Annotated in this window: 18 protein-coding genes; all 18 read right to left on the bottom strand. The window is 47.2% G+C overall.

Features of this window, described 5'->3' with window-relative positions; all coding sequences use genetic code 11:
• Window positions 1–25 precede the first annotated feature (25 nt).
• On the bottom strand, window positions 26–2,089 hold the full coding sequence (locus tag QFZ81_RS36080) for a YIP1 family protein (protein ID WP_307606603.1): 2,064 nt from the start codon (window positions 2,087–2,089) through the stop codon (window positions 26–28).
• Window positions 2,090–2,104: 15 nt separating this feature from the next.
• Window positions 2,105–2,977 (bottom strand): carbohydrate ABC transporter permease, encoded by an 873-nt coding sequence (locus tag QFZ81_RS36075; protein ID WP_171639828.1) that lies wholly within the window; start codon window positions 2,975–2,977, stop codon window positions 2,105–2,107.
• Between the two features lie 5 nt (window positions 2,978–2,982).
• Window positions 2,983–3,906, bottom strand: a complete 924-nt coding sequence (locus QFZ81_RS36070) for a carbohydrate ABC transporter permease (protein WP_307607130.1) — start codon at window positions 3,904–3,906, stop codon at window positions 2,983–2,985.
• Between the two features lie 66 nt (window positions 3,907–3,972).
• The gene (locus tag QFZ81_RS36065) at window positions 3,973–6,924 is read right to left on the bottom strand and encodes an extracellular solute-binding protein (protein WP_307606601.1); all 2,952 of its coding nucleotides are present in this window, start codon (window positions 6,922–6,924) and stop codon (window positions 3,973–3,975) included.
• 74 nt (window positions 6,925–6,998) lie between these two features.
• Complete coding sequence (locus tag QFZ81_RS36060; protein WP_307606599.1) at window positions 6,999–8,390, bottom strand: ABC transporter substrate-binding protein; 1,392 nt, start codon at window positions 8,388–8,390, stop codon at window positions 6,999–7,001.
• Window positions 8,391–8,974: 584 nt separating this feature from the next.
• Window positions 8,975–10,123 carry a GntR family transcriptional regulator gene (locus QFZ81_RS36055; RefSeq protein WP_307606597.1) on the bottom strand — a complete coding sequence of 383 codons (1,149 nt, stop codon included), beginning with the start codon at window positions 10,121–10,123 and terminating at the stop codon, window positions 8,975–8,977.
• Between the two features lie 83 nt (window positions 10,124–10,206).
• Window positions 10,207–12,846 carry a transglutaminase domain-containing protein gene (locus tag QFZ81_RS36050; RefSeq protein ID WP_307606595.1) on the bottom strand — a complete coding sequence of 880 codons (2,640 nt, stop codon included), beginning with the start codon at window positions 12,844–12,846 and terminating at the stop codon, window positions 10,207–10,209.
• A gap of 561 nt (window positions 12,847–13,407) precedes the next feature.
• On the bottom strand, window positions 13,408–14,424 hold the full coding sequence (locus QFZ81_RS36045; protein WP_307606593.1) for a LacI family DNA-binding transcriptional regulator: 1,017 nt from the start codon (window positions 14,422–14,424) through the stop codon (window positions 13,408–13,410).
• A gap of 76 nt (window positions 14,425–14,500) precedes the next feature.
• Window positions 14,501–15,325, bottom strand: coding sequence for a 5-deoxy-glucuronate isomerase (gene iolB / locus QFZ81_RS36040; protein WP_307606591.1), 825 nt, complete (start codon window positions 15,323–15,325; stop codon window positions 14,501–14,503).
• A gap of 17 nt (window positions 15,326–15,342) precedes the next feature.
• Complete coding sequence (iolG, locus tag QFZ81_RS36035; RefSeq protein WP_307449206.1) at window positions 15,343–16,386, bottom strand: inositol 2-dehydrogenase; 1,044 nt, start codon at window positions 16,384–16,386, stop codon at window positions 15,343–15,345.
• Window positions 16,386–17,261, bottom strand: a complete 876-nt coding sequence (fba, locus tag QFZ81_RS36030; protein WP_307435931.1) for a class II fructose-1,6-bisphosphate aldolase — start codon at window positions 17,259–17,261, stop codon at window positions 16,386–16,388. The genes iolG and fba overlap by 1 nt, the downstream gene beginning before the upstream one ends.
• Before the next feature lie 38 nt (window positions 17,262–17,299).
• Entirely contained in the window at window positions 17,300–18,745 is a 1,446-nt protein-coding gene (locus QFZ81_RS36025) for a CoA-acylating methylmalonate-semialdehyde dehydrogenase (RefSeq protein ID WP_307606589.1), read from the bottom strand.
• A gap of 31 nt (window positions 18,746–18,776) precedes the next feature.
• On the bottom strand, window positions 18,777–19,787 hold the full coding sequence (gene iolC / locus QFZ81_RS36020) for a 5-dehydro-2-deoxygluconokinase (RefSeq protein ID WP_307606587.1): 1,011 nt from the start codon (window positions 19,785–19,787) through the stop codon (window positions 18,777–18,779).
• Between the two features lie 7 nt (window positions 19,788–19,794).
• Window positions 19,795–20,703, bottom strand: coding sequence for a myo-inosose-2 dehydratase (gene iolE / locus QFZ81_RS36015; RefSeq protein WP_307606585.1), 909 nt, complete (start codon window positions 20,701–20,703; stop codon window positions 19,795–19,797).
• Window positions 20,704–20,727: 24 nt separating this feature from the next.
• Window positions 20,728–22,593, bottom strand: coding sequence for a 3D-(3,5/4)-trihydroxycyclohexane-1,2-dione acylhydrolase (decyclizing) (iolD, locus tag QFZ81_RS36010; protein ID WP_307435940.1), 1,866 nt, complete (start codon window positions 22,591–22,593; stop codon window positions 20,728–20,730).
• A gap of 161 nt (window positions 22,594–22,754) precedes the next feature.
• Window positions 22,755–24,311: a response regulator transcription factor gene (locus tag QFZ81_RS36005; RefSeq protein ID WP_307435943.1), complete on the bottom strand. Its 1,557-nt coding sequence runs from the start codon at window positions 24,309–24,311 to the stop codon at window positions 22,755–22,757.
• Entirely contained in the window at window positions 24,308–25,531 is a 1,224-nt protein-coding gene (locus QFZ81_RS36000) for a sensor histidine kinase (RefSeq protein WP_307606583.1), read from the bottom strand. The genes QFZ81_RS36005 and QFZ81_RS36000 overlap by 4 nt, the downstream gene beginning before the upstream one ends.
• On the bottom strand, window positions 25,521–26,111 hold the full coding sequence (locus tag QFZ81_RS35995; protein ID WP_307606581.1) for a hypothetical protein: 591 nt from the start codon (window positions 26,109–26,111) through the stop codon (window positions 25,521–25,523). Before QFZ81_RS35995 ends, QFZ81_RS36000 begins: the two co-directional genes overlap by 11 nt.
• Window positions 26,112–26,201: the final 90 nt, after the last annotated feature.

Below are 26,201 nucleotides of genomic sequence, written 5' to 3'. Positions count from 1 at the left end.
ATCTTAGTTAACCTATTGTGTTCCGCTAAAATCTGAATGAGAGTTCGCGGTAAATGGATGTGATAAAATTGATCATTTGCTGCAGCATGCTGAAGAACAATACCCCGAGGAAGATAATGATACCAATAACAACAAGCGTCAGAATCATCGTGACCACCGTCTTGGAAGCTGAATATTGATGAACCGTCATGGTACCTACAAACAGCAGCCAGATGAACCAGATGTATGCAATCGCATCGAGCAAATAATAAAACGTGCTTTCACTTCCAGTAATCACATTGCTGTAAAGCGTCTGCGGCAGATAGATCAGGATGAGCGGCATCAGCGCATAGCCTGTTGCCATTACGATTTCTTTAAACTTGCCTTCCCCATCCATTAAAGTAGTCAATGACCAATTCGCAATACACCAGAGCAGAAACGGAAGAACGATGAATTTCAGCTCATTGAGACTGTTCAGCTCGAGCGGATTGTTCATATTGACAACAAACCCGCTGTACTGTCGTTTCAAAATGGTGAAGAGCACGAGGAGAAGTAAGCTGATGACCACAACCTTCAACCTGCCTTTTTGTTCGTACTTCATCTCCCAAAATCCGTTGAACGGATGCACCATCGTATAAAAAGGATTTTTCAACACACCGATTTCCGTATAATGCTTTCCACGCATTCTTCTGCCAGCAAGCTTCACAGCTGTATAACCAAGACCGAAGACAATCGCAAAGCCGAATACGATGGTGCCAAAATGTGCGAACACAACTTCTTTCCGGTACCGTTTGAAGGCTTCTGAATAATAGTCACGGTTATTTCCTAATTTGAAATAGCTCATCGCCCCGCGGTTATCGCCATTTTTCAATAACGATTTACCGATCCCGATGTAGGCCACCTCAAAGTTGCCATTCATTTGAAGCACTTGCCGCCATGAAGCGGTAGATGCATCCGTTTTCCCGTTATAGAGCGATTTAACTGCTTCACGTATCAGGCTTCCGTAACGTGTAGGCTGGAAGACAGACAAACGGTTGTTGTCTTTATCGAGCACCAGCACCTTGTCCCCGAGCATCGCAATCGCCGAAGGCGTACGGAATTTCCCCTGTTCGCTGCCAAGTCCACCGAATTCGTACAGCAGATTGCCGTCTTTGTCATAAGTGAAAATACGGCCCCTTTTCAAATCCATTGCGCTGTACATGCCGCCATCGTCCTTAGCAATATCGATGAAAATGGAGCTTCCAGGCGCGCTTCCGACTTCCAGCGTTTGGATATCCCCTTTAGGCGGGAAATACCCTTTATCCCTTAAAATATCCACACCAGACGGGTTCAACCGTTTGATCGGGCGATCCGATTTTTCCTCTGAAGTGGTCGTATAAATAAAACCGTCTTCATCCATGTCCAAGTTATTAAATTCAAGCGGAATGAACAGCTGCATTTGCTCGCGCTGCGCTTTAGTTGAGATCCGTTTCCAAAACAAATCTACGGGATTGAACTTCACGCGATTCGTACCGATAAACCCATTGAATTCGCCATCGGTATCAAATTCCATAATTCCTTCGTAGGATCCGCGACTAATGACATAGATCCGCTGTGCCTTGTCGACAACTAGCTTAGTTGGCATGTATTGAAACCCTTCGCGCAGTAGTGAAGACTTCGGCTCCCCCATTACACGTACCAACGTTCCCTGACCGTTCAATTCCACCAGCCTTTTGCTTTGCGTATCCGCAATAAGAAGATGACCGTCGGTTCCGTTGTAGAACACGCCTTCCGGCTTGTTGAACGTTTCCTTGCTTCCGTTATTTTCGAAACCGGAAATCACCTGAACTTCCTGGAACTGATCATTCAATACGACAATTCGATCATTTCCCGTATCCGCAATGTAGATTCTGCGATCACTTCCGATGAATAGATCTTGGGGTGACGACAAATTGCCCGTTTTCCAGTCTGTTCCATACATGACCTGCTCCAGCTCATAGGGACTCGGAGCCGGGACGCTCTGTCCCCAAAAATTATAATTGTACGTATCGTTGTTAGGTGCGGCAATCACAGGAGCGGCCATACCGATGAAAAGCACAACGGCGAACATCATGATAAGTATTCTTTTCAAGTGGCTCCCCCCTGTTTACTCTTTCAGACCAGAAGTGGACATGGTTTGGATGATGTTGCTCTGCGTCACGATAAACACGGTAATCGGCACGGCCATCATTAGCAGGGTAACGGCTGACACTGGTCCCGTCCGGACCAATCCACCGCTAGCTATTTGCCCGAACACATAATCAACGGTCTTCAACTGCTCGCTGTAAATATATTTATGGCTCGTCACGGAACCATTCGTCCACAAATTTTGCAGCGAAAAAATGACCAGCGTCAGCCACGCAGGCTTAACGATCGGCATAACGATCTGCCAAAAAATCCGATATTCGCTGGCACCATCGATTTTCGCTGCTTCCAGAAGAGAGTCTGGAACTTGCTCCATAAACTGTTTCATCAGATATAATCCGAGTGTCATGCCGAAGGACGGCAAGATGATCGCCCAATAGGTATTAATTAGATGAAGCCAAGAAATGGTCATGTAATTGGGTACCTGTGTCACATAAGCCGTAAACATAAGCGACATAACGACTAGATTGAACAGGATGTTCCTGCCTGGGAACTTGATTTTGGCCAGCGGATAAGCAGCAGCGGATGCGATGATGACATGACCCACAGTGCCTACGATGGCAATAAAGAACGTATTAAACACATAGCGAGAGAACGGCACCCATGAATCGGAAAAAATGTTCACTAAATCGGTAAAGTTTTTGAATGTAGGATTTCGCACTAATAGCTTTGGTGGAAACACGAATATTTCATCGATTGGTTTAAACGCATTGCTAATGGTAAAAACCAGCGGCAGTGCCATAAAGAAGGCTATGCCGCCAAGCAGCAGGAACAGTAAAATATCAACCGCCCAAGAACGGTTCAAACGCTTTGGCATCTTTAATGTCAGCTTCATCCCGGTCATTCACCCACTTTTCCTAGCAGCTTACGCGTCAAGAGGTTTGTTGCAAACATGATGGTAAACAAGACAGTCGCGATCGCGGAGGCGTACCCCATCTCGAAACGGATCGAACCATAGTCGACTAAGTGGGTCACAATCGTATGTGCTGCGTAATCTACACTCGGGAAGCCAATCATGTAGATAGAAATTTCAGCCACGGAGAAAGCGAGCGTGATTTGAATAACCGCGCCGAACAGCAGCTGTGGCCGCATGGCCGGCAGTGTGATAAACCATAGCTCCTGCCAACGATTACGAACGCCATCGATGGCACCGGCTTCATACAGCGTACGATCTACATTTTGCAGACCAGCGATAAAGGCTAGAAAGGATGTTCCCAAACTGAGCCACAGCTGTACGAGGATTAGAATCGCGAGAACGAACCTCGGATCCTGCAGCCACTGGATCGGCTCCAGGATCATCCCCCATTTGATCAAGAATGAATTGGCATACCCGTAAGAATCGCTGGCAAACAAGGTTTGCCAGATCAGGTACGTATTACCCGAAATCGAAGGCGCATACAGGATTAGCGTGAGCACAGCGCGCAGCTTAGGCCGCAGCTCATTGATCAGCCAAGCGAACAGGAAACAAGCCATATAGCTGATCGGCCCTGTAATTAATGCAAACAGGAGCGTATTTTTGAGTGCGATCAAAAAGATGTCGTCCTGTACGAACAATCTGGCGAAATTTTGCCAACCAACCCATTTAGGCGGTTCAAGCATATTGTAGCTCGTGAAACTTAAACAGACGGACATTAATACGGGAAATACCGTAAATGTAAGGAAAATAAGAAAGTATGGCGCTATTAACATATAGGCATGCTTATGTTTTTTGACATCACTACCCAGTCGGCCGAATTTACCTTGGAACGCCGAGTTGGTTTTCATCACGGATGTTCCAGTATCACGTGGCATGCTAGGGTTCACTGCAGGCTGTTGTTTCATGGCGCCCCCTCATTTCTCGTAGGGAAGATTAAACTCTTTCCGTTTTAAAGCAATTTCGTCGTTGATATAACGGACATAATAATCCATCGTTTCGCGTGGATCGTCGCCTTGTACGACGACTCTACGAAAGGCATTATCAATGTTGCGTCCCGTCAAATAACCGCCCGGAACCTCGGGTATCCCTTTTACCCACTTCATCTGCTCCTTCAATCTGTCGAAATCTCTGGAAGGCCAAGGCAGAGCGGCTAAAGCTTCCATGTTGGCCGTCGGATACCTAGCCGAAGATCCCATGCGAATTTCCATTTGACGTCCAAACGCTATTTGCGTCTCTTTGCTGGTCCACCATTCCATAAACTTCCATGCGGCGTCTTTATTTTTCGTACGTTTGAACATGACAACGCCTGATCCCCCGCTGCCGACATCGCGCCGAAGGGATCCGTCTGGTTTCTTCGTTCCTGGAACAGGTGCAAATTCCCACAATCCTTTAATTTCCGGGGCAAAGACAGACAGCTTGTTGTACATCGTGTAGTCAGCGATGCCAATAGGCATTTCCCCTGTACGGAAACGGTTGGCGAAATCCGCTGCGATCGGAATTTTATAATTTACGTAAAAATCGGTCCACTGCTTGAACTCCTTGATCGCCGTTTCCGAATCAAGACCGCTAGTGGCTCCGTCATTATTATAAAACTCTCCATCATGCTGGTATAAAAACATGGCTAAAGCCGGGTTCGGCGGAAGCGTGATGATATTGGTCGTTTCCAAATCGTTACCAAATGTGTTCAACGGTTTTTGCGGCAGCCCGAACTGCAAGTTATGCTTCTGTAGGGCAGGCAGCATATCATACACGTCTTCCCACGTTTGCGGAGGCTTCATCTTCAACTCATCTTCCAAAATATCTTTCCTATAGAAGAGAACTGGAAAGGTTTGCGTTTCCGGCAGTGCGTAATAGCTTCCTGAAAACTCATACGGAACCATCGCACTCTCGCTAAAGCGTGATTTCACGCTGTTAAAATCTGGAAACACCGATAGATCCTGCATCGCGTTCCGGCTTGCATAATTGACAGGCAAATCGTTGGGAGCTTGCAGCGCTACGTCCGGCCCTTTACCTGCTACCGTCGAAGGCAGCAAAATGTCTGCTGATACCAACTTCAAATTGATTTTTATTCCTGTCTTTGGCGTAAAGGTTTCGTCAATCAATTTCTTGATGGTCTGCGCTTGGTCACGTGCTGAGGTCACCCATACAGAAACCGAATCAGCTCCCTCTTTTGTGTTCGATAACTGATCATAATTCTCAAAGAAGGAAGCGAAGAAAGCCGCTGAGCTGCTTTTGAATTTCTGCCACGCAGTCGCTTCCGGATTCGGCAGTTTGGCTTGCGGCGAGCTTAGCGTCAGATAATCGATGGCTAGCGGTTGTTCATTCACCGAAAGCAGCCACGCCCCGAGTCCCCCTACATTGGTTTTGAACTGATCAATCCGAGATGGCACCGTATCCGGTCTGTCTGCCATATCACTGAGCTGGTAAGCTAGTGTATTCAATATCGCGGTACGCTCATCGTTCTTTCCATTCTGTCCTTGAATCAACTTCGTAATTTTTTGGAGCAAGTCGCTTTGTTTACGAAACTCCCCAGCCATCTCGGGAATTCTTTGCTCGAGCTGATAATCCCGAAACGAATCGGGCACCGTCCCCGTAAAGCTAATAATTTTACGATACAGCGCATTTAAGTTCAAAATGCTCGTTTCCACCGCATTCAGAATGGGTGCCAAATCCCCCAATGTCACTTCGAGCCGGACTTTGTGTTTACCCTTCGTGAAATAAAACAAGTACGGATGCTCAGCATCTTGGCCGATCACCGTCGTCTGCCATTCGCTATTGAACGGAAAGTCGACATGCTGAAGCTCCTGAAAGGGTATTTTGCCGTCGATGTACATCGTTCGAAGCGAAGCCATCCCGCGCAAATAGTTTTGATGATTTTTCACCGCTATTTGATACAATCCGTCGTCCGGTACATCCAATTCCCATTCGATCCATTGGCCAGGAAGCCGCCAAGCCCACCCGCCCATTGCATTGTTCCGCAATTTAGATACGTGATACGGCTCTAGCGCAGGGCTGGAACGATCATTATAAGGCAATAGTGTTGGAGAAGATTTATATAAGGCGTGTTCGCCTTGAACTTGCAGCATCACATCTTTCGCAAGCTGGTAACCTTTTTGCGTATACGTGCTCGCCAACGTATCATACGAAGGCGTTGTTGCCGAGTTTGTAAGTCTAAGTGAATGAATAATGAGCGGTTCTCTTACCGAAGTAAACATGATGGCGTGCTTGCCTTTTGAAAAATAAAACAGATAAGGATCTTCATTAAATCCGGTCGCATCTTTTAATAACGATGCCTGCCACATCGGCTCTTCCGCTTGCGACGGAACCAAATCGTTGCCCTGCTCGTCACGCTCGAACTCATCTTTATCGTTCTTCCAAATTCGTTGGAACGTCATGCTTTTCGCCTCGGCAAATGGTACCGAACCGTCAATTCGCAATTCTCTTTCTATATCCGAATCTTTCCCGCTTACTGTGTAGTAATGGATGCCAATGTTGTACAATCCCTCTTGCTCGACTGTAAATTGCCATTCAATGGACCCCGTATCCGAAGTCAGAATGGACTTCCCGTTTTCCCCTTGATAATTGTCTAGAACGGAAACGTTCATGCCTTGGGCTGAACTGAATTGTTCGGTGGGAATAACGATTTCAGCGCTTGGACGCGCCGATTGTTTGTACTTGGCCAAATATTCCGCATAGCTGCCTTTTTTATATGTATCTGCCAATGCCGATAACGCTGTACCGCTTATTGGACTCTCTTCCGCTGTCACGATTTGGCGGGAACCGCCGCCGAGCCACTGATACGGTGCGAACCCGGTTGCAAAAAACAAAACGAATATGAGGAACACTTTGGCGAATGCTCGGCGCATGGGTTTTCCCCCTTTTCTTAACTTTGCCCCTAATCCCTGCTAGCATGGAATTAGGGGCATGGCATCATGAATGTTTATTTGCTATCCTCGAGCAGTTTACTGATCTTCGCTTCGAATTGAGGCTTCACTTTGTCTACAGCCGTTGCCGGAGATACTTTACCTTCTGTGATGTCCTTCACAATACCTTCGAACAATTTTTCTCCGTCCGGAATCCCATAGTAAGAAATGTAATTAATGCTTTTATCCATTTGCTTACGTGTATCCATGGACTCTTTGTTCGGGTAGGACTGCTGCCAAGATTGCTCGGAAAGCTTTCTGCCTTCTTCGTTCAAGCTGATTTCGTCCATAATATGCAAAGCAACTTCAGCATTCTTCGAGTACTTAGATACCATCCACATGTTGCCAAAAGGCGTGTAGGACACATACTTGTCGGCCTTCGGACCTTTCGGGAAGAACACATAGCCGAGTTCTTGGCCCTTCATGTTGTCCTTCAAACCACCGAGTTCCCAGCTGAAGCCCGCGTACATGACGCCTTTGCCCGCTACAAACTCTTTACTTGCGTCTTCTGGAATCGGCTGTTCGATTGATTTGTCCACGTTAAACAGATCAGATACGTATTGCAGCGCTTGTATGGAGTTTTCATTATTCAAAGAGAACTTGATGGCTCCGCTTGCATCTTTATCCACAGCCCCTTTGTTCGTGTAAACTAATTGCTCCGCGAAAGCTTTCACTTTGCCATAAGCGCCAGTGATGCCCCATACATCGGTTTTACCGTCACCATTCGTGTCCTGTGTCGCTTTTTTGGAGAACTCGCGGAATTTCTCCCAATTCCATTGGCCCTTCTGCTGCAGTTCGTATGGATCTTCCAAACCAAGCTTCTGTACCAACGTTTTATTATAGAAGATACCGTACGGGGACGGAGCGGAATCAATCAACCCGTATTGATGGTTATTATAGCTGCCGCCTGCTTTCATCCAATCGATATACTTAGGATCAGATACTTTGATCCATTGATCGATCGGCTGGACAAATCCTTTATTCGCAAGCTGCGGGAACGCCCAAAATAATTCCATGCGCACGATATCCGCAAACGGCTGTCCGGAGAGAGAAGTAGTCGTGAAATTCTCCACGTATTTGTCGTAATCCCCGAATTTAACAAACTCGATTTTACAGTTGTATTTCTTCTCAGCAGCTTCAATTAATTTGATTTGTGCTTCTTCTGCTGGGCCTTTCTCTTTCACTGTTCTTGGGTCGGCTCCGTCATACCAGGCACCAATTTTAATGCTTTGACCTTTCAAATCGACTTTCTTTTCATCCGGCTTCGCACTTTGCGGCGCCGCTGTTGTTTGTGCAGTTGGCTGTGGTGTCGGCGATGATGTCTTGTTGTCCGTACCTTGTGAACAACCAACTACACCCGCGACCATCGTAAGAGCTACTGGAATTGCAAGTAATTTAAACGCTTTCATTCGAACCCCTCACTATCCTTTGGATTTGAAAAAATTAAAACGCTTACAAAACGATCTCTTTACAAGAACAAGTTGAATCCCATTGTGAACACCCGAGTTATGTATGCCAACTAAAATAGTACGATGGATGTTTAACTCTCCGAATTCAGGAGAATCGACACAATTAGATATATCTTTAACCTCGTTCAATAATAAGATTATAGCGAAATGACCTATCTTTGTAAATAGTTAATATATCTTTTGTTTAAACTAATAAATTTGGTTATACTCAATTTGTCCCGTGCACAATAAAAGGCTTACGCCGTCCTTGGTTGAGCGTGTTTAGCTGATGAAAGCAAGCTATGCCTAAGTGACCTAATGCTTACTTGAGCATGTAAAGTTGCACTTTGTACAACTTTAGGTAAGCTAGTCCGCGTTTTCCACGCGATTGTTGCATAGCATACAACATCTATAGCTTTCCCAGAAGAAATCAAGGAAATTGTTGTACGCTGTACAACTTGCCTTACGTCACCTTACTCCCCAAAATGCCGTGTAAATATAAAACCTTCCCGGAGGAAGGCATGATACCTGGGAAGGTTCGCTGTTTATAGTTGTACGGCTGGCAGATCCGTCGTATATGGATTCGGGCGTGGTCCAGTGGATTCGCGTTCAACCCATCGTACCGGAGTCTTAATTTTGTATTGCTCGGTATCGGCGTTCTCAATCCTCCGAATAATGATTTCCGCCGCTTGGCGCCCAATCGAATAATAATCTTGGCCGACCGAAGATAATGGAACTTCGACATGCCTGGCTATCTCATGGTCGTCAAAGCCCGCTATGGATAGCTGTTCGGGAACGCCAATCCCCATTTCCAAAGCGGTTTTGAGCAGATCGACAGCAAGATGATCATGCTCAACCTGAAGAGCGGTAACCTTCATATGCCTCAATTTCGCAATCAACGATTTGTAAAATCCTTTCGCGTTTGCCCCACTCAACTCACGATAGAAATCCGTCAGCACGAGATCAGAATCGATTGACATCTTATGGTCTTTTAGCGCTTTGCAATAACCTAGGTACCTGTCTCTTACAGAACTGCGGTATTCAATGCTGACACTGGAAACAAAAGCGATCCGTTCGTGTCCGAGTTCAATCAATCTTTTGGCCGTCATATACCCACCTTCAAAGTTGTCGGATACGACACTGCTGATAGGCAAGCTATCGAAATATTGATCGATCGTCACAATCGGATAATCGTTCCAATAGAGTGCATTAATCACATCGATGTTGCTAATCGTGCTAATTGGATACACGATGATACCGCTCAGGCCGCTTTTCGGCACCTTAGCAAGTATCTCTTTTTCTTTTTCTTTTCTCCAGTTACTGTTGTGTATGCTCAAATAATAACCTTTGGAGTCCAAGTAATCGTGGGCGCCTTTGATATAATCAAGCTCACTTGTAGCCATATAAGGCAAAATCATTGCGATGATGGGGTTCGTTGCGTTTGGAATACCCGTATCAACAGCCTCTTCCGGATATTTCACGTAGCTTCCGCTGCCACGTTTGCGGTATATCATGCCTTCCCGCTCCAACTCGATCAGGGCGCGTTTGGAAGTAATCCGGCTGACGCCGTACTGCATCGCCAGTTCTACTTCGGTCGGAAGCTGCTGTTCAGGCACGTACTCCCCTGATCTAATCTTTTCTTTCAAATCGCTCAAAATTTTCATATAAAGCGGTTTAGTATCCAATTCCAACACATCACTTCCAGTTGTCCATGCATCTCGTAGACTATTTGATATAAAAATATATACCAACATTGTAAATTAAATATACCAAATTATCAAGCCTGCTTATTGGGCCCAAACGACTCTTCATCCGACTGCCTTACAACTTGAAGCGCCTCTTTACCGATACCCAGCTTATAGCCGGCAGACAGATACCGGATGCGGCAATCGCGGTCCACCACAAAAACAAGCGGATGATTGGGTTGAAGCTCCGACTGGATGCCAGACAGCACGGATTGCAGGCCTTCGCTGGAGACGTCTTTTGCAAAACCTGTTTTGGCAGGTAAGCCTTCGTAAGCGTTCGGCTGAAACGCAGCAGTCACTTTATCATCCTCAACAACTAGGCAAATGGAGCCACCCCAATCATCATACTCCTTAGAAAGCTCTCGAAGTTCCCGAATCAAATGCTTCGTAGGTTCCCTATCCGGATCGATCCAAGCCATGAGTAGACCGCGACGTTCGGCCAATTCTCCTAGCGTACTTCGTTTACCATTGAAAAAGGAGAAAGACATATCTGGATCGACCGATCCCAATACAGGTGCTTGAACGGATTCCTTGGAAAAAGCAGGTATAATTTCCGTTGTTTTATCTTGTAATACAGTAAACATCGCGAATTGCACCCTAGCTGTCCCATCCGGTAATCGCGTACCTGTCGTTAACCGATAACTGCCGGACTTCACAACAAGCGGCTCCTCATAGAAATCCTTTTTGCCAGCGGTGAATTGAAGCGTCTTGTACTGACCATTTTCAAAGCGCGCTAATGAAAAGTTACGGAAATACTCCAAGTCATTATCGACTGCAGCATTTGCAATGAACCTAATGCTGCCTATTTCCTTGTTATCTGCCAAGTCCGTCCGTTCTCGGCCGCCCTGCTGTAAAAATACAACGTCCTTCCACGAATCACCAGCCCGAAATTGAGGACTCCGTTCGCTCGGTTCAAGACGCGCAGGGATCCCTAGGCTTCGTGCCAACGCTACGAAAAGAATATCTCGGCTCAAACGGTCGCCTTTTTGCAATCGAAAGCTCCCTATAGGTGTAGCCATTCCCTGATAATAATTCAAATCTTCCACAATCTCAAAGTGCTCCGAAAGCCAGCCAACCAACTTGATTGGATCCTCCCGGAAACTTCGTTGCTCCGAATCTGTGAATTGTTCCAGAAAAAATTTCCTATAAGACCTTATCATTTCAAAATGAACTCTTGGACAAAGGATATAACGCATAAACGTTTCTTCATCAAACTTTTCTTTAAACACAGCGGAATGGATAAGATGGTCTGCAAGCGTTAACCCGAATGTATCCGTCAAATCTTTAACGTTCAAACTCTCTAGCAGTTTCAACGTCCATTCGCCGTATTTCGGCGTATATTCTTGTATAAAAGCAGCGATTTCGTGACTGTTACCACGCGCTTTCTCCAATATGTCCCTGACCCTGCTCGCGGGCAAAGACAACTTTCTCGCCAATTCTTCTGCCTGAAGGGCATCCACGAAGGAAGCCTCATATTTTTTCCTGATGCTCGCGCCCTCCTGAATACGGCGGTTGTTCTCTTGTTTTTCGGCTTCGGTGATAGCGTCTTCATTGGCATCTGACAGTTCCTGCGGGGGAACCATATCGAAGACGCTGATCCCTTCCTGCGGCAATTTATCGGACAATTGAATGTCAAACACATCGGCATCCTTCACGCTAATCTTTTTCGTCCCCCAAAGATTTCCCGAGACCGAATGAATCAACAAATCACCAAAGCCTGCGGTTAAGAAAGCTTCCCCTCGCTCGTCTGCTGGTATAGTAGCAATAGGAGAAAAATCAGCATAGTTGTACACTTGGAAAATGACAGTGGCCCCAGGCACCGGGTTTCCCTTTTCGTCTCTAACCCTGATTGTAATCTTTTTGCTCGGGGCGTAAGGGCTCAGTAAATTGATTTCAGAGTACCAAGGATGTGCTAATGTAAGCTCCTCTGGACCTAGATAGTTGGCTGCAACGCGAGTATTGACGAGCATCGCCCGCTTAGCCGGCCCACGAAACCACCCCTCATTCAGTCGAGGCTCCGGCTCGCACGCGCCAAGGAAATGCCATTTCCCGTCAGCCCACGCCTCCACCCAAGCATGATTGGAATCACAATGCGCCCATCGCGGTGTATAGCACTGGCGAGCAGGAATGCACAAACTCCTTAGTGCTGCCACCAATAGAGTCGACTGTTCTCCGCACCTTCCCAGCGTATTGCGGACCATCGTCAGTGGGGAAACCGTTCGCGGGTCGCGCCCGACATAGGTTGCTTTCTCATGACACCAGTGATTAATTTCCAATATGGCCTGTTCCATCGAAAGGTTCTTGACCCGGTCAACTAATTGTCCGAAGAACCATCCCCTGCTGTCCTCGATGTTTTCATTGTTTACTCGGTATGGAAGCACAAAATGCAGAAATTCGTGATCGGGCACACGACTTCCCCATTGCACGTCTTCACGGATTTCAAGAGTAGTTCGCACGTGGCTTAAAAAGAGACATCCCTCATAATCCGCCAAATCGTTCAGCGGCATGTACGCGTATAGAAATTTAAGAGCCCATGCTTCTTCTTCACTCATTGGCTTCTCAAAAATGTCAAAAAGCTCCTTCTCCCTCGCTTGCGCCACCCCTCGTTTGAATCGCATCTTTTCTTCGATTCTCGTGATCGTAGTGCTGTCTAACGAAAAAACATTCTTCATCGTTGTGCCCACTCCCTTAATCATTTTATAAGCGCCACATACATAATGATATATCTTTTGAAATATATATTACAATATAGTATATCTAATTTAAATATATTTTTAATAACTCACTCAGAAGTTTATTTGGGAGCCGCTGCTGAGATCTGTGACTCTGCCAGCTCAAACGTGGTTATTGCATGGGCATGTCAGCCAAGTAGATATATCTGGATACCTGATAATACGGCCTTCCAAATTCCCCATTTCTTCCTGAAACCAGAAAACCAACACTAGAAAACTAAACACCCTAAACCCCGAAGACAAAAAACCAGGAAAGATAGACACTTACTAAATCGTGAATATACATATATCCACAATCTTACTCAAACAACAAGCAATACCAAGAAACATAGTCACTTACCAATCGAATGTTTATGCATATATCCACAATCTAACTCAGCTCAGCAAAATCCATAGTTAACGATGCTAAAAAGGGGGTAAGCTTCGCCTCCCCCAATACCAACAAAATTAAATGCAAAAAAGCTGCTTCCCACAAAGGGAAGCAGCCTGCTGGGCTTCATATCACATTTCCGTTGGAGCCGCAGTTGATTGCCTAACAATCAGCTCGGGACGCATCACAACACGTTGTTTGGCTTTCGATTCTTTCTTCAATTCCTGAATCAGCAAATCGACAACCATCTTCCCCATCGGCTCGATCGGCTGAGCAACTGTCGTAAGCGGCGGATCTGTCACTGAAGCCAGAATTGTGTTATCGAAACCGATCACAGACAGATCCTCTGGCACGCGCAAGCCAAGCTGTTTAGCTGCCTGAAGCGCACCGATTGCGAGCAAATCGTTACAACAAAACAATGCGGTTGGCCGAGCTGGGTTCGATTGATCCAATAGTTCAAGCGCTTCACGCTTTCCATCCGCTACAACGTAGTGGCAGTTGCGTACGCGGTTTTCCGGCAGCCCAACCCCTGCTTCTTCCAGCTTGCTCTTGAAGCCTCGCACCCTTTCACGGCTGCTGCTTACTTTCGAGTGCTCAGCCAGTATGGCCATGCGCCGATGACCCAAATCGAGTAGATGCGTTGCTGACAACGCACCTCCGATAAAGTCATCCACCACGACTGTATGAACGTCGAGATCAGGCATTTCCCTTGCAATCATAGCAATAGGGATCGCTCTCTCCATCAATGGAGTCAGCATGTCTTTATTGTCCATCCCCGTACCAATGATCATGGCATCCACGCTTTTTTGCTGTAGCAAATTAAGATATCGCTCTACCCGTTCATCTTTATTGTCGCTGCTGCAAATGACCAAGCTATAGCCCATATGATGGCCTTGGTCCTCAACAGCTCGAGCAATTTCCGCAAAAAAGGGATTGGAAATATCGGGCACAAGCAGACCTAGTGTATAGGTCTTTTTACCAGTTAGCGCTGACGCGATAACGCTTGGCTGATAATTGAGCCGCTCCATAATTTTTATGATTTCACCGCGCCGTTCTTCACTTATTTTTCCTTTGCCGTTCATGACCTGCGAGACCGCCGCAATAGACACACCGGCCTCTCTTGCCACATCATAGATGGTTGCCTTCATCCTACTACCCCATTTTTCTTGAAGGATACTTTTTTTCTTCCATTATGAAGGGGCTGACGGGAACTTGCAAACCGGCTTACGCTTCGCGCGGCTTCGTCATGATCCAGGCATGTTCCGGATCATTATGAAACTTCCATGTTCGAGTAGGTCCCGCCATAACGTTCAGGTAATACACATCATAGCCTGGAGGAGCAGAAACAGGGTGATAACCACGCGGAACGAGCACGGTTTCGCCATTCTTAACAATCAGCGTCTCATCAAGTGACCGGTCGTCCGTGTACACACGTTGAACCGCAAAGCCATGCCCCGGATCGACGCGATAATAATACGTTTCTTCCAGAAACGATTCGTCTGGAAGCGCATCGCGATCATGCTTATGTGGCGGGTAGCTCGACCAGTGCCCATTCGGTGTGAAGACTTCAACCACTAGCAAGCTATCCGCTGGCTCCTGCTCTGGCAATATGTTATGGATCTGGCGCTCAATATTGCCATAACCACGCGTTTCTACCCCAACCTGATTAGGTGCAATCAGACGTGCCTTATGGTTGCCAGTACCAGGAGCAGAGCAAATAGCAAGCTCAACCGCTGTCAGTGCAATAACTTCGTAGCGATCATCGTTAGGTACATAGACGGAATATGGCGGTATTTTCTCAAATACGCTCATCCGCTGCCCAATATTTGTCCACTCCGCTTGCTTGGTAGCCACATCGGCTTTGCCGCTAAGTAGGACAAGACAAACTTCCAGCCCAGCTGTCTCGCGGCTCAAGATTTGTCCCTCCGCAAGCTGTACAACTTCGAAACCAACATACTTCCATCCTGCTGATTCCGGAGTTACTGTTAAAAGGCTGCCTTCCTCATTCGGGGAGGAAGCAGGCGTTACAATCAGTTTGGACCTGTTCATGTCAACGTCTCCCTCCCTTACTGAGATACCGAGGTCTGTTTAAGCAAATCTAATGCCTCGCTCACTTTCACTGGCCGACCCAAACGGGAAGACAGCTTAGCGGCTAAAGCGATCCGCTCCGCCTGCATACCGTCATAGCCACTCACTGGTACAGGCTTATCATTCAATAGACAATCGATGAAAATTTGTGTTTCTTCCATATAAGCAGCTTGATAGCGTTCCAGGAAGAAATGCAGCGGCTTTTCACTAACAATAGCATCTGCCGTACTAACTACGGCCGTATTAGGGTGATCGTTGGCAACCGCTACACTGCCTTTGGAGCCAAACACTTCAACCCGTTGATCATAGCCGTATACCGCTTGACGGCTGTTATCGATGACACCGAGAGCACCGTTTTGGAACCGCAGCGTTACAATTGCGGTATCGACATCGCCGTGCTCAGCGAAAACGGGGTTAATGAGCACATTACCCTGCGCATACACTTCCTCAACCTCGCTTCCCGCTACATAGCGAGCCATGTCGAAGTCATGGATCATCATATCCATGAAAATGCCGCCCGACACCTTGATGTAATCAGCGTGTGGTGGATTCGGATCACGGGACGTGATTTTCACGATATGCGGATCGCCAATTGTTCCTCCTTGAACAACCTCGCGAACCCGCTTGAAATTGTGGTCAAATCTGCGGTTGAAACCGATTTGCAGCTTCACACCTGCCTGATTAACCGCTGCAATCGCCGCTTCGGTTTGGGTAATATCCATGCTGATTGGTTTTTCGCAGAAAATATGTTTACCCGCCAAAGCAGCCAGTTGAATGAGCGGGACATGTGTATCCGTGGATGAGCAAATAAAGATGGCGTCAATGTCTGGGTTATCAATAAGCTTATGGCTATCCTTTGTAACCGTCTGAATCTGACGTGAAGCTGCCCATGCCTCTAACTCAGGACCGGCAAACAAATCGCTCACCGCAATGATTTCAACCCCGGGTATTCGCAGCAAATTGTCTGCGTGGATTTTACCGATTCTGCCGGCACCAATAATACCGATTTTAATTTTATTCATCATGCGTTCCCTCCCGCTTTGCCCGTTGAACCGAACAATTGAATTTTGGCTCTAACGGAGGCGATGATCGCTTCCCGTGCCGGCACTAAATAGTTCCTTGGATCGTATGCTTCTGAATGATCATTCAAAAACGAACGGATAGAAGCTGTAAAAGCGATTTGATTATCTGTATTCACATTGATTTTGGCTGTACCGCAAGCGATCGCTTGACGGATCTCTTCATCTGGCAGACCGCTTCCGCCATGAAGCACAAGCGGCAGTTCAGTCAGCGTTCTAATTTCCGCCATTCGATCGAAACCAAGCTTTGGCTGTCCCCGATAAGGACCGTGAACGGATCCAAGGGCAGGAGCTAAACAATCGATCCCCGTCTCCCTCACTAAACGAACACAGTCCTTAGCAACAGCGTACATGCCTTCAGCTTCGTCTACGACTAAGTCATCCTCGCGTCCGGTAATCCGGCCCAGCTCCGACTCCACCGATACACCCAGCACATGCGCGGCTTGTGTCACCTGACGAGTGACCTCGATATTATGCTCCAGCGTATGATGAGAAGCATCGATCATGACAGAGGTAAATCCGGCGTGGATCGCACGAATACATAGGTCATAGCTGGTTCCGTGGTCTAGATGAAGAGCTACTGGGACGGTTACCCCATAGTGCTCAATCAGAGATTTCACCATTCCTACAATACAAGGCAGTCCACCCATATAAGGGATGTAAGCTTCACTAACGCCTAGAATGACAGGCGCTTGTTCCTGCTGAGCAGCCTGTAAGATCGCTTGTGTAAATTCTAGGTTATTCAAATTAAACTGCCCGACTGCATATTTTCCTGCCAAAGCCTGCTGCAGCATTTCTTTCATAGAAACGAGCGTCATGAAGTTCACCTCTCCTGTCGATAAGGTCTAACCCGCTGTTACCAGCGAGCAGTGACCATTTTCTTGCGCGTATAGAACTCCACGCCGTCCGTCCCATTCGCATGCAAATCGCCGTAGAACGATTTTTTCCAGCCAGAGAAAGGGAAGAAAGCCATTGGTGCGGGAACTCCTAGGTTAACGCCGAGCATACCGGCATCGATATTTTCACGGAATTGACGTACATTACTGCCATCCTTTGTAAAGAGGCATGCGCCATTGGCAAAATCAGAGCGATTGGAGAGCTCGATCGCTTCTTCAAGAGTAGCCACTCTAACGATGGAAAGAACAGGAGCAAAAATCTCATCCTCCCAAATTTTCATACCGCACTCTACTTGATCAAAGATCGTAGGTCCTACGAAATAACCTTGTTGATCCGAAGCAGCGTCTTTGCGCCCGTCCCGGACCAGAAGCGCTCCTTCGGTTTCGCCGATTTCGATATATTTTAGTGTTCTTTCTTTATGCTGACCGCGGATAACAGGCCCTAAGAAAATGCCTTCCTCCAAACCATTGCCAATCGTAATCCGATCAGCGGCTTCAAGCAGCTTGCCTACAAACGTATCGCCGACTTCTCCGACCGCCACCACGACGGAACAAGCCATACAGCGCTCGCCCGCAGAACCGAAGGCTGCATTGACGATTTCCTTCACAGCAATATCCAAATCAGCATCCGGCATAACGATTGAGTGGTTTTTAGCGCCTGCAAGCGCTTGAACGCGTTTCCCATTCGCAGAAGCTGTTTTGTAGATATATTCCGCAACTGGCTGGGAACCAACGAATGAAATGGCTTTAACTTCTTTATGTTCAAGAAGGCCATTAACCACGTCATGTGCGCCATGAACGATATTGAGAACACCAGCTGGTAAGCCCGCTTCATGGAATAGCTCAGCTAAGCGGTTTGCAAGATGAGGTGTGCGTTCAGACGGCTTCAGCACGAAGGTATTGCCGCAGGCAATCGCAAGCGGGAACATCCAGCAAGGCACCATCATCGGGAAGTTGAATGGTGTGATACCACCGATAACACCGATTGGATAACGATACATACCGGATTCAAGATTGGACGCGATATCTGGAAGCTGTTTGCCCATCATTAGCGATGGCGCCCCAGCGGCGAATTCTACACACTCGATGCCCCGAAGCACTTCTCCGTAAGCTTCATTGTAGCTTTTTCCGTTTTCTTGCGTAACGATCCGCGCCAGCTCATCCCAATGCTCCACCAGAAGCTGTTGGTATTTGAATAATACGCGGGCTCTACGTGGTACAGGTGTGCGGCTCCAGGTCTGGAATGCCTCTTGAGCTGTACGAACCGCCTGATCCACATCTGCCTTCGTAGAAATTGGAATAAGAGCAAGAATCTCTTCTGTAGCAGGATTATATACCGGTTCTGTTTGTGTGGATGTTGAAGCGACCCATTCGCCGCCGATCCAGTTTTTCAAAGTTGTTGTCATATGTGGACTCTCCTTTAATGGTTCGAATAAGTTAAGATGCTGTAATTTCGCCGCGGTTGCAGCGCTCGATATAGTCATTTACTTGATCAGTTGTCGGCATCGCATCGGAGCAGCTGTGGCTGGAGATCACGATACAAGCTGCTGCACTGCCGTATTCCATACTTTTTTCAATCGTCCAACCTTGCATAATGCCATAAATAAAGCCAGCTGCATAAGAATCGCCTGCACCAAACGTCTTGACAACCTTAGCTGGGAAGCTCTTGGCACGATGACCAACACCGTCTGGCGTATAAGCGATGGAACCTTCCTTACCATGCTTGATAATGACAATCTTCGCCGAGTAATCGAACCATTTAGCAGCCGTGATACGGTCATTTTTTTCTGGATTGCTCTCAAAGCGTTCCATCATATCGAATTCTTCACGGGTACCCAGAATGATGTCACATTTCTCAGCCGCCAGATTGTAGTAAACAGCCGTCTCTTCCGGAGTCGTCCATGTGTATGGACGGTAATCCAGATCAAAAATGATGACAACCCCATGCTTCTTCGCGTAATCCAGCGCCTGAAAGACGGCTTCGCGGGACGGGCTTTGCGCAAGTGCTGTACCAGAGATAAGCAATACCTTCGCTTCAGCAATCAGTGATTCTTGTACTTCGGCTGGTGTCAGCAGGAGGTCAGCCACATTGTCACGGTACATAAGAATGCTGCATTCCGTTGGGCTTTTGATTTCTGTAAAGGCCAGTCCTGTAACCGCGCCGGTATTATCTGTCACGACATTCGTTGTATCGATGTTGTTCCGCTCTAAATAATCAGCGATGAAACGTCCCATTTGATCGTTGGCGATTTTGCCAATAAAGGCAGTTTTCATGCCTAATCTTGCCATGCCAATCGTAATGTTAGCGGGTGAACCCCCTACATATTTGGTAAAGGTCATGGTCTCTTCCATAGGACGATTAATTTCATTCGCATTCAAATCAATACATAGTCTGCCAATGGCTACAAAATCCAGCGGCTTTGACTGTGGAAAGGAAACATAGGTCATAGGATCATTACCTTCTTTCTTGTGGAATGAGGGATTCTATATGTTGAAGTGCTTGCTTAGCGTATTCATATGGGTTGTGTGCAGCCGGATCCTGCTCGCCTTCCAGCATCGCCCATCCCGCATATCCTTGAGATAGCAGCTCCTCAAATATAGGAGCGAAGTCGATACAACCGTCACCAGGAACGGTGAACACCCCTTTGCGGATACAAGTCACGAAATCGACCTTCTCAGCCCGAGCTTCGTCTAACACGGCTTGCCTAATATCCTTCAAGTGAATATAAGCGATCCGCTTCTCGTGCTTGCGCAGCACAGTGAGTGGATCCGCCCCGCCATAATAGGCATGACCAGTATCAAAGAGCAGGTATACGAGCGAAGGATCCGTGAGCTCCATCAGCTTATCGATTTCTTCCGGACTTTCAACAACCGTTCCACCATGGTGGTGATACGTCAGCTTCAGACCGTATTCCTGCGCGATGGCTCCCGCAAGGTTCAGTCCCTCGGCTAAGCTTTGCCAGCCGGCTTCATCTAAACGCAGTACTTCCTTCTCGTTCGGGGAGCGGCGCGGGTCGAAGTGGAGCGAGCCCCCAACTTCTGCTGTGCTAATGACCGTACTGCCCATTTCTTTGAGAAACTCGGCATGCTTCCTGTAGGCTTTCAGTTCCTCTTCCCTGTAAGCAGGATCAGAGAATAGCACGGACTTCCACTGTGACACGAGTCCTATCCCCCGCTTATCCAACTCCTGCTTCAGCACTGCAATATCGGTCGGATATTTACGGCCCATCTCGGTACCTTTCAGCCCCAACGCCTGAATATCATCTAGAATTTGTTCATATGTGGTATCCGCGCCATGTTCTTTGACGTCTTCTCCCACCCAATTAATTGGATGAATACCTAGCTTAAATGGCAGGTCTTTCATAGATATGTTCGCTCCCCTTTATCGTTAAATGGGTCTAGCCGCTTGTATGTTTTTCTTCATCTCTTCGTGCGCTGCAATCACTTTCTCGCTCTCGGAAACTTCAGGAACACCTACCTGCCACCAGGATTCATAACCCTGTGTGTTGGTTCCCGGAACAACAGGAATCTCGATCAGCGTCGTGACTGTTTCTTCCTTCGCTTTAAGCAGCGCTTCCTTTAGTTCTTCAGGTGTGTTTGCTTTGTACGCCTTCGCGCCTAAGCTGCGAGCATGCGCTGCGAAATCAATAGGCATATATCCACCTGTCAACTTGCCCGTAGCAGCTTCACGATATCGAAACTCATTCCCGAACCCGTCGCTGCCGTGACCCCTTTGCAGATTATGAATGCATTGGAAGCCATGATTATCGAACAGCAGCACAGTAAATTTCCTGCCCTCTTGTAGGCTTGTAACCATCTCGGAGTGCAGCATCAGGTAGCTTCCATCACCGACCACAGCATAGACCTCTCGATTCGGCTCAGCCAACGCTGCCCCGAAAGCACCGCTAACTTCATAACCCATGCAGGAGAAGCCATATTCCATATGATAGGTTTTAGGCTCCGATGATCGCCATAAGCGGTGTAAGTCCCCCGGCAAGCTCCCCGCTGCGCAAACAATGACAGCTGAAGGATCAATCGTTTGATTAATCACCCCAAGCGCGCGAGTTTGGGCAAAACCCTCTTCACATTCCGCATTGTACAAACGGTCAACCTCGCCATCCCACTCCGCTTTCAAAGAACCTATGTAACCGTTCTCGTAACCGCTAACATAGTGCTGTGCCGTCAAAGCATCTTTCAGTGCACTTAACGCTTCCTTCGCATCAGCCGTAATGCTAATCCCGCTCATTTTCGAAGAATCAAACCCACTCACATTTATATTAATAAACTGCACCTTCGGATTTGCAAAAGCCGATTTAGATGCCGTTGTAAAGTCGGAATACCGCGTCCCTACGCCGATAATCAGGTCCGCTTGCTTCGCCAGCACATTGGCTGCGAGCGCGCCCGTAACACCAATAGCGCCAACATTCAGCGGATGGTTCCAAGGCAGCGAGCTTTTACCTGCTTGCGTTTCTGCTACAGGAATCCCAAAGGCAGCTGCAAATTCCATTAATTCCTTCGTCGCATCTGCATAAAGGACTCCGCCGCCTGCAATAATCAACGGACGCTGTTTGCCTACTATGCAAGCCAAAGCACGATTCACTGCTTCTCTTGCTGGCGGACGTCTATCTAGATAGTGGACTTTCTTATCGAAAAAGGCTTCCGGATAATCGTACGCCTCTGCCTGCACATCTTGAGGTAAAGCTAGAGTAACCGCTCCTGTTTCTGCAGGGTCTGTTAACACTCTCATCGCCTGTACAGCTGCACTCATCAACTGCTCTGGGCGAACAATCCGGTCCCAATATTTACTGACCGATTTGAAAGGATCGGTGGCCGAAACGGTATAATCACCCACAACCTCAAGCTGCTGCAGCACTGGATCCGGCTGTCTTGTGGCAAAATTGTCTCCTGGCAGCAGCAGCACCGGAATCCGGTTGACTGTCGCTGTTGCCGCGGCGGTCACCATATTAAGAGCACCTGGCCCAATCGATGTGGTGCAGGCATAGATTTGCCTACGGTTTTGCTGCTTGGCGTAAGCCGCGGCGGCATGTACCATTCCCTGCTCATTTTTGCCTTGTATATAAGTAAGGTCGCCTGCGCTCCGTTCCAAGGCTTCTCCAAGTCCTGTCACATTGCCATGACCGAAAATCCCCATGACACCACGAACAAACTTGGTCTCTTGTCCATCCACTGACACGTATTGTTGGTCCAGAAAACGAAGCAGCGCTTGTGCCATCGTTAGTCGAATCGTACTCATGACCATCTTCCTTTCACGATAAGGTTAAGCGCTTAATCTATCGAGGTTAAGCGCTTAATCCGATAGTACAACATATTTATTTCGACCGCAATGCCTTTTACAAAAAAAACTTATGGACAAAGAAATGGCAATGGCAGGGTGTCATCCTGTAGCTCTTAAACTTATGATGACACCCTGCCATTCCTGTATTCCTTGGGTGACATTTGGAACTGCTGTTTGAAGACATTCGTAAAATAATTCGGCTCATCAAACCCGATGGCAGAAGCAATCTCGAATATTTTCATATCGGTATTTCGGAGCAGCAAAGCCGCTTTATCCATACGGAAACGGGTAACGAAGCGCGTAAAGCTTTCCCCTGTGGCTTTCTTAAATACGACGCTGAAATAGCTTGGATTTAAATGAATATGCGATGCCACATCGGTCAGTCGGCATTCTTCATTGTAGTGCTCCTCAATATACTTGACGGCTCTCTCGATTAGATTGTCACTTTTGGCCGCCTGCCAGTTGTTAAATTGCTGCAAGAAGTTTTTCACTTGCTCGGCAGCCCAATGAAGGACTTCCTCAGAAGTCCAATGCGTCTGCGGCATTTCGTTAGGGATCCCGGCTAGCGCATTGTTATCGTCGGGATCAAATTGCTTCTGTATCGTTCCAAGCAAAGCAATGGAGAGTGATAAGGCCCCTATTCGCATCTCCTCTGGCGATGAAAGAGATAGCTCTGCCAGCACCCGATCCAAAAGAAGCTGAAGGCTGTCCTCCTGACCGACCAGAATGGCAGACATCAGTTGAACTTCCATCTCTCTAACCCTCGCTTGGTTCAGCGATAGCATAATCCCGGATCCTGCTTCACTTCCAAGCTCAGGAAAGCTATCAACAGACCCGTAAACAACCCCTTTAGTCAACGCATATAACTCCGCCAACTCATTGGCTGAAGGGGCGAGCCCCATTGGAATCATATGCAAACGAATTTTCAAATACTCGAAAGAAGCACTTTGAATGGCTTCTTGCAAACTCTCTTCGACACCATGTTGTGCCGCAACCAGTACAAAGCTGTCATGTTCCACCAATAGCAGTTGCGCCTCCAGCCCCGCTCCATTCACCAGCTCTAGGGCGATATTGGAGAAAGCAAACTGCAGCAGACTCATGTCGCTTTTCCCATACGCTTTATTTGCCAAATCCTCACTGTTCATTTGCAGAAGCCACAGCTCCCTACCAGCCAGACCATCGGTTAGCCTTGCTGCTATGCTCTTCTCATATGGCAAGTCCAGTAAAGCAGCTCGAAGCTCCTGATCTTGCTGGAGCCGCAGCTGCACTTGCTGCTTCTGCTGCTGCGCATATTTAACATAGAACCGCTCGGATGCCTTATTCATCACCTGACGAACATCCTGTTCCGTGCATGGTTTAATCAGAATATCCAGCGCACCATGTCGAACGGCCGCTTGTGCATACTCAAAATTTTTGTATCCCGTCAAAATGATGACAAGCATGTCGGGATGGTTCTGCCGCAAATGCCCTACGAATTCGATCCCGTCCATGATGGGCATTCGGATATCGGTCAACACCAAATCAGGCTTAAGCTCATCCAGCAGCGCTAATGCTTCCTGCCCGTTGCTAGCTTCGCCAACCACTTCCCAGCCCAATTCTCTGCCCTCTAACATCTTCATCAACCCTTTTCGAAAATTCGGCTGATCTTCCACTATCAATACTCTCCCGATTCTCATGCTACTGAACCTCCTGTCTCGACGTTGTTTACAAAAGGCAAAATAAGACGCATGGTGGTTCCGCTTTCAATCACGCTATTGATTTCCAGACGATAAGGCGTACCATACACCAGCTCGATTCTCCTTACAACACTGCGAACCCCGAGACTTTCTCGCCCATCTGAACGCTGCGGCAAAGATGAGCCCTGAAAGCCTAGTATTTGCGAAATGGCTACTTCGTCCATACCGCAGCCATTATCCGTTACTTCAATCTCCAGAAAGCCATCGCGACTGCTCGCTTTAATCAACAGCACTTTATGCGACACTTTATTGCGAAAGGCATGCATAAACACGTTTTCGACTAATGGCTGGAGAAGAGATCGCATAACCTGGCCGTTCAGAACGTCATCATCCGCTTGAATAATCGTCTCCAAGTCCGTTTCGAAAAGCTCCTTTTGCACCTTCAAATAGTTACGGATCTGCTGAAATTCTTCCCTCACAGTGGTTAGGGTACGCACAGGCATCAACGAGTACTTGAGCATCTCCGATATGGCCGCGATCAAGGCCGCCGTTTCGATCTCGTCTTGCAGATAAAGCTTCCAATAAATTTCGTTAAACATATTATGCAGAAAATGTGGATTCAATTGGGCCTGAAGCGCTTTAAGCTCTGCTTCCTTCTCACTTAACTGCGTCAAATACACTTCCTTGATCAGCCTTCCGACTTGTTCCGCCATTGCGTTGAAGCTCTCTCCGATATAAGCCAGCTCATCTTTGGTTCGAATCTCGATGCGCGTATCGAAATCACCAGATCTTACCTTGCGCAGACCCTGCAGCAAATCCTTGAGCGGCCGCAGCAGATTGCTCGTGGAGAGTACGATCAACACACTGGTAAGAAGGATGCTGATCAGGCCAGAGTAAACGATTTTCTGGAATAAATCTCGATTCTTGCTTTGAATGGCCGTAAGAGAAGTTCCGCTGACCAGCTTGAAGGAAGTCACTTTCGACTGTGCTTGAACGAACAGATGATTATCCATTAGCTGAGTTTGATTCAAATTTTTCAGCCGTTCCCGTTTATCTACCGAGCTCTCCGGCGAATTGCTAAATAACAGCTCATTATTCTTGTTGAACAAATAGACTTCGCCCTCTCCATTCTTCGTCAGTTCCTTGAGAGAACCTGAGAAGAACGATTCATCAAAAGCCATCACGAGCACACCATACGTGTTCAAAGCGCTATTTTTCATCCATCGAGCCCACAATGATTGTGTTTCTGAATCCGCTTGGCTCCACGGAGGATGGCAATGGCATATTAATCCATACGAGGTCCCCGTAGGTGTCGTTGACTTTAGAACGAATTGCGCTGAATACGCTCTCATTCGGCATATTTATTGCCGAGGTGGTATAACTGAAATATGAAGGATTTCCTTTGAGATCATATAAGTACATACCAGTAATGTACGGCGCATCCGATTTAATCTGGAAAATCTGTTCTTCGATTTGCTTTTTATTGTAATACAGATTAAATGGATCGGAATCTTCGCTCGAATTGATCCGTGTTATGACCTTTTCGATTTCAGGATTAAATACGACCGTTTGTGAGATCCGTACAACCTCCTGTACTTTCAGGTCCATCTTCGCCAGTGCCTCTTCGTTCGTACTTGAAAACTGCTTACTGATTTCTTCTTCAAACAGTGTCAAGTTATAGCGATACGTTAAATAACCTGTTATGCCGAAGGTCAGCAAAATGATGACGGATAAGCTGAGAATCAGTTTTACCCTGAAGCTGCGGTTAATGCTTAGTAAAAGTCGACTCCATGATCTCATCTCATTTACCCCTATATCTTCGTATTGACCAATCCCTTGACGACATTATAGCAACTTCATTCGTGTTCTTGCTATCCTTTTAGTCATATA

The organism is Paenibacillus sp. V4I9 (assembly GCF_030817295.1).
Lineage (GTDB): Bacteria > Bacillota > Bacilli > Paenibacillales > NBRC-103111 > Paenibacillus_E.
The sequence above is the reverse complement of the archived record's forward strand: the minus strand, read 5'-3'. Positions and strand labels throughout refer to the sequence as shown.

What these genes read in the sequence shown, in the direction of transcription:
- QFZ81_RS35995 (WP_307606581.1), bottom strand. Translation starts at nt 26,111, where the DNA reads ATGAGATCATGGAGTCGACTTTTACTAAGCATTAACCGCAGCTTCAGG.
- QFZ81_RS36005 (WP_307435943.1), bottom strand. Translation starts at nt 24,311, where the DNA reads ATGAGAATCGGGAGAGTATTGATAGTGGAAGATCAGCCGAATTTTCGA.
- iolD (WP_307435940.1), bottom strand. Translation starts at nt 22,593, where the DNA reads ATGAGTACGATTCGACTAACGATGGCACAAGCGCTGCTTCGTTTTCTG.
- iolB (WP_307606591.1), bottom strand. Translation starts at nt 15,325, where the DNA reads ATGAACAGGTCCAAACTGATTGTAACGCCTGCTTCCTCCCCGAATGAG.
- QFZ81_RS36025 (WP_307606589.1), bottom strand. Translation starts at nt 18,745, where the DNA reads ATGACAACAACTTTGAAAAACTGGATCGGCGGCGAATGGGTCGCTTCA.
- QFZ81_RS36045 (WP_307606593.1), bottom strand. Translation starts at nt 14,424, where the DNA reads ATGAAGGCAACCATCTATGATGTGGCAAGAGAGGCCGGTGTGTCTATT.
- QFZ81_RS36060 (WP_307606599.1), bottom strand. Translation starts at nt 8,390, where the DNA reads ATGAAAGCGTTTAAATTACTTGCAATTCCAGTAGCTCTTACGATGGTC.
- QFZ81_RS36065 (WP_307606601.1), bottom strand. Translation starts at nt 6,924, where the DNA reads ATGCGCCGAGCATTCGCCAAAGTGTTCCTCATATTCGTTTTGTTTTTT.
- QFZ81_RS36070 (WP_307607130.1), bottom strand. Translation starts at nt 3,906, where the DNA reads ATGAAAACCAACTCGGCGTTCCAAGGTAAATTCGGCCGACTGGGTAGT.
- iolG (WP_307449206.1), bottom strand. Translation starts at nt 16,386, where the DNA reads ATGAATAAAATTAAAATCGGTATTATTGGTGCCGGCAGAATCGGTAAA.
- iolE (WP_307606585.1), bottom strand. Translation starts at nt 20,703, where the DNA reads ATGAAAGACCTGCCATTTAAGCTAGGTATTCATCCAATTAATTGGGTG.
- fba (WP_307435931.1), bottom strand. Translation starts at nt 17,261, where the DNA reads ATGACGCTCGTTTCTATGAAAGAAATGCTGCAGCAGGCTTTGGCAGGA.
- iolC (WP_307606587.1), bottom strand. Translation starts at nt 19,787, where the DNA reads ATGACCTATGTTTCCTTTCCACAGTCAAAGCCGCTGGATTTTGTAGCC.
- QFZ81_RS36050 (WP_307606595.1), bottom strand. Translation starts at nt 12,846, where the DNA reads ATGAAGAATGTTTTTTCGTTAGACAGCACTACGATCACGAGAATCGAA.
- QFZ81_RS36000 (WP_307606583.1), bottom strand. Translation starts at nt 25,531, where the DNA reads ATGAAAAATAGCGCTTTGAACACGTATGGTGTGCTCGTGATGGCTTTT.
- QFZ81_RS36075 (WP_171639828.1), bottom strand. Translation starts at nt 2,977, where the DNA reads ATGAAGCTGACATTAAAGATGCCAAAGCGTTTGAACCGTTCTTGGGCG.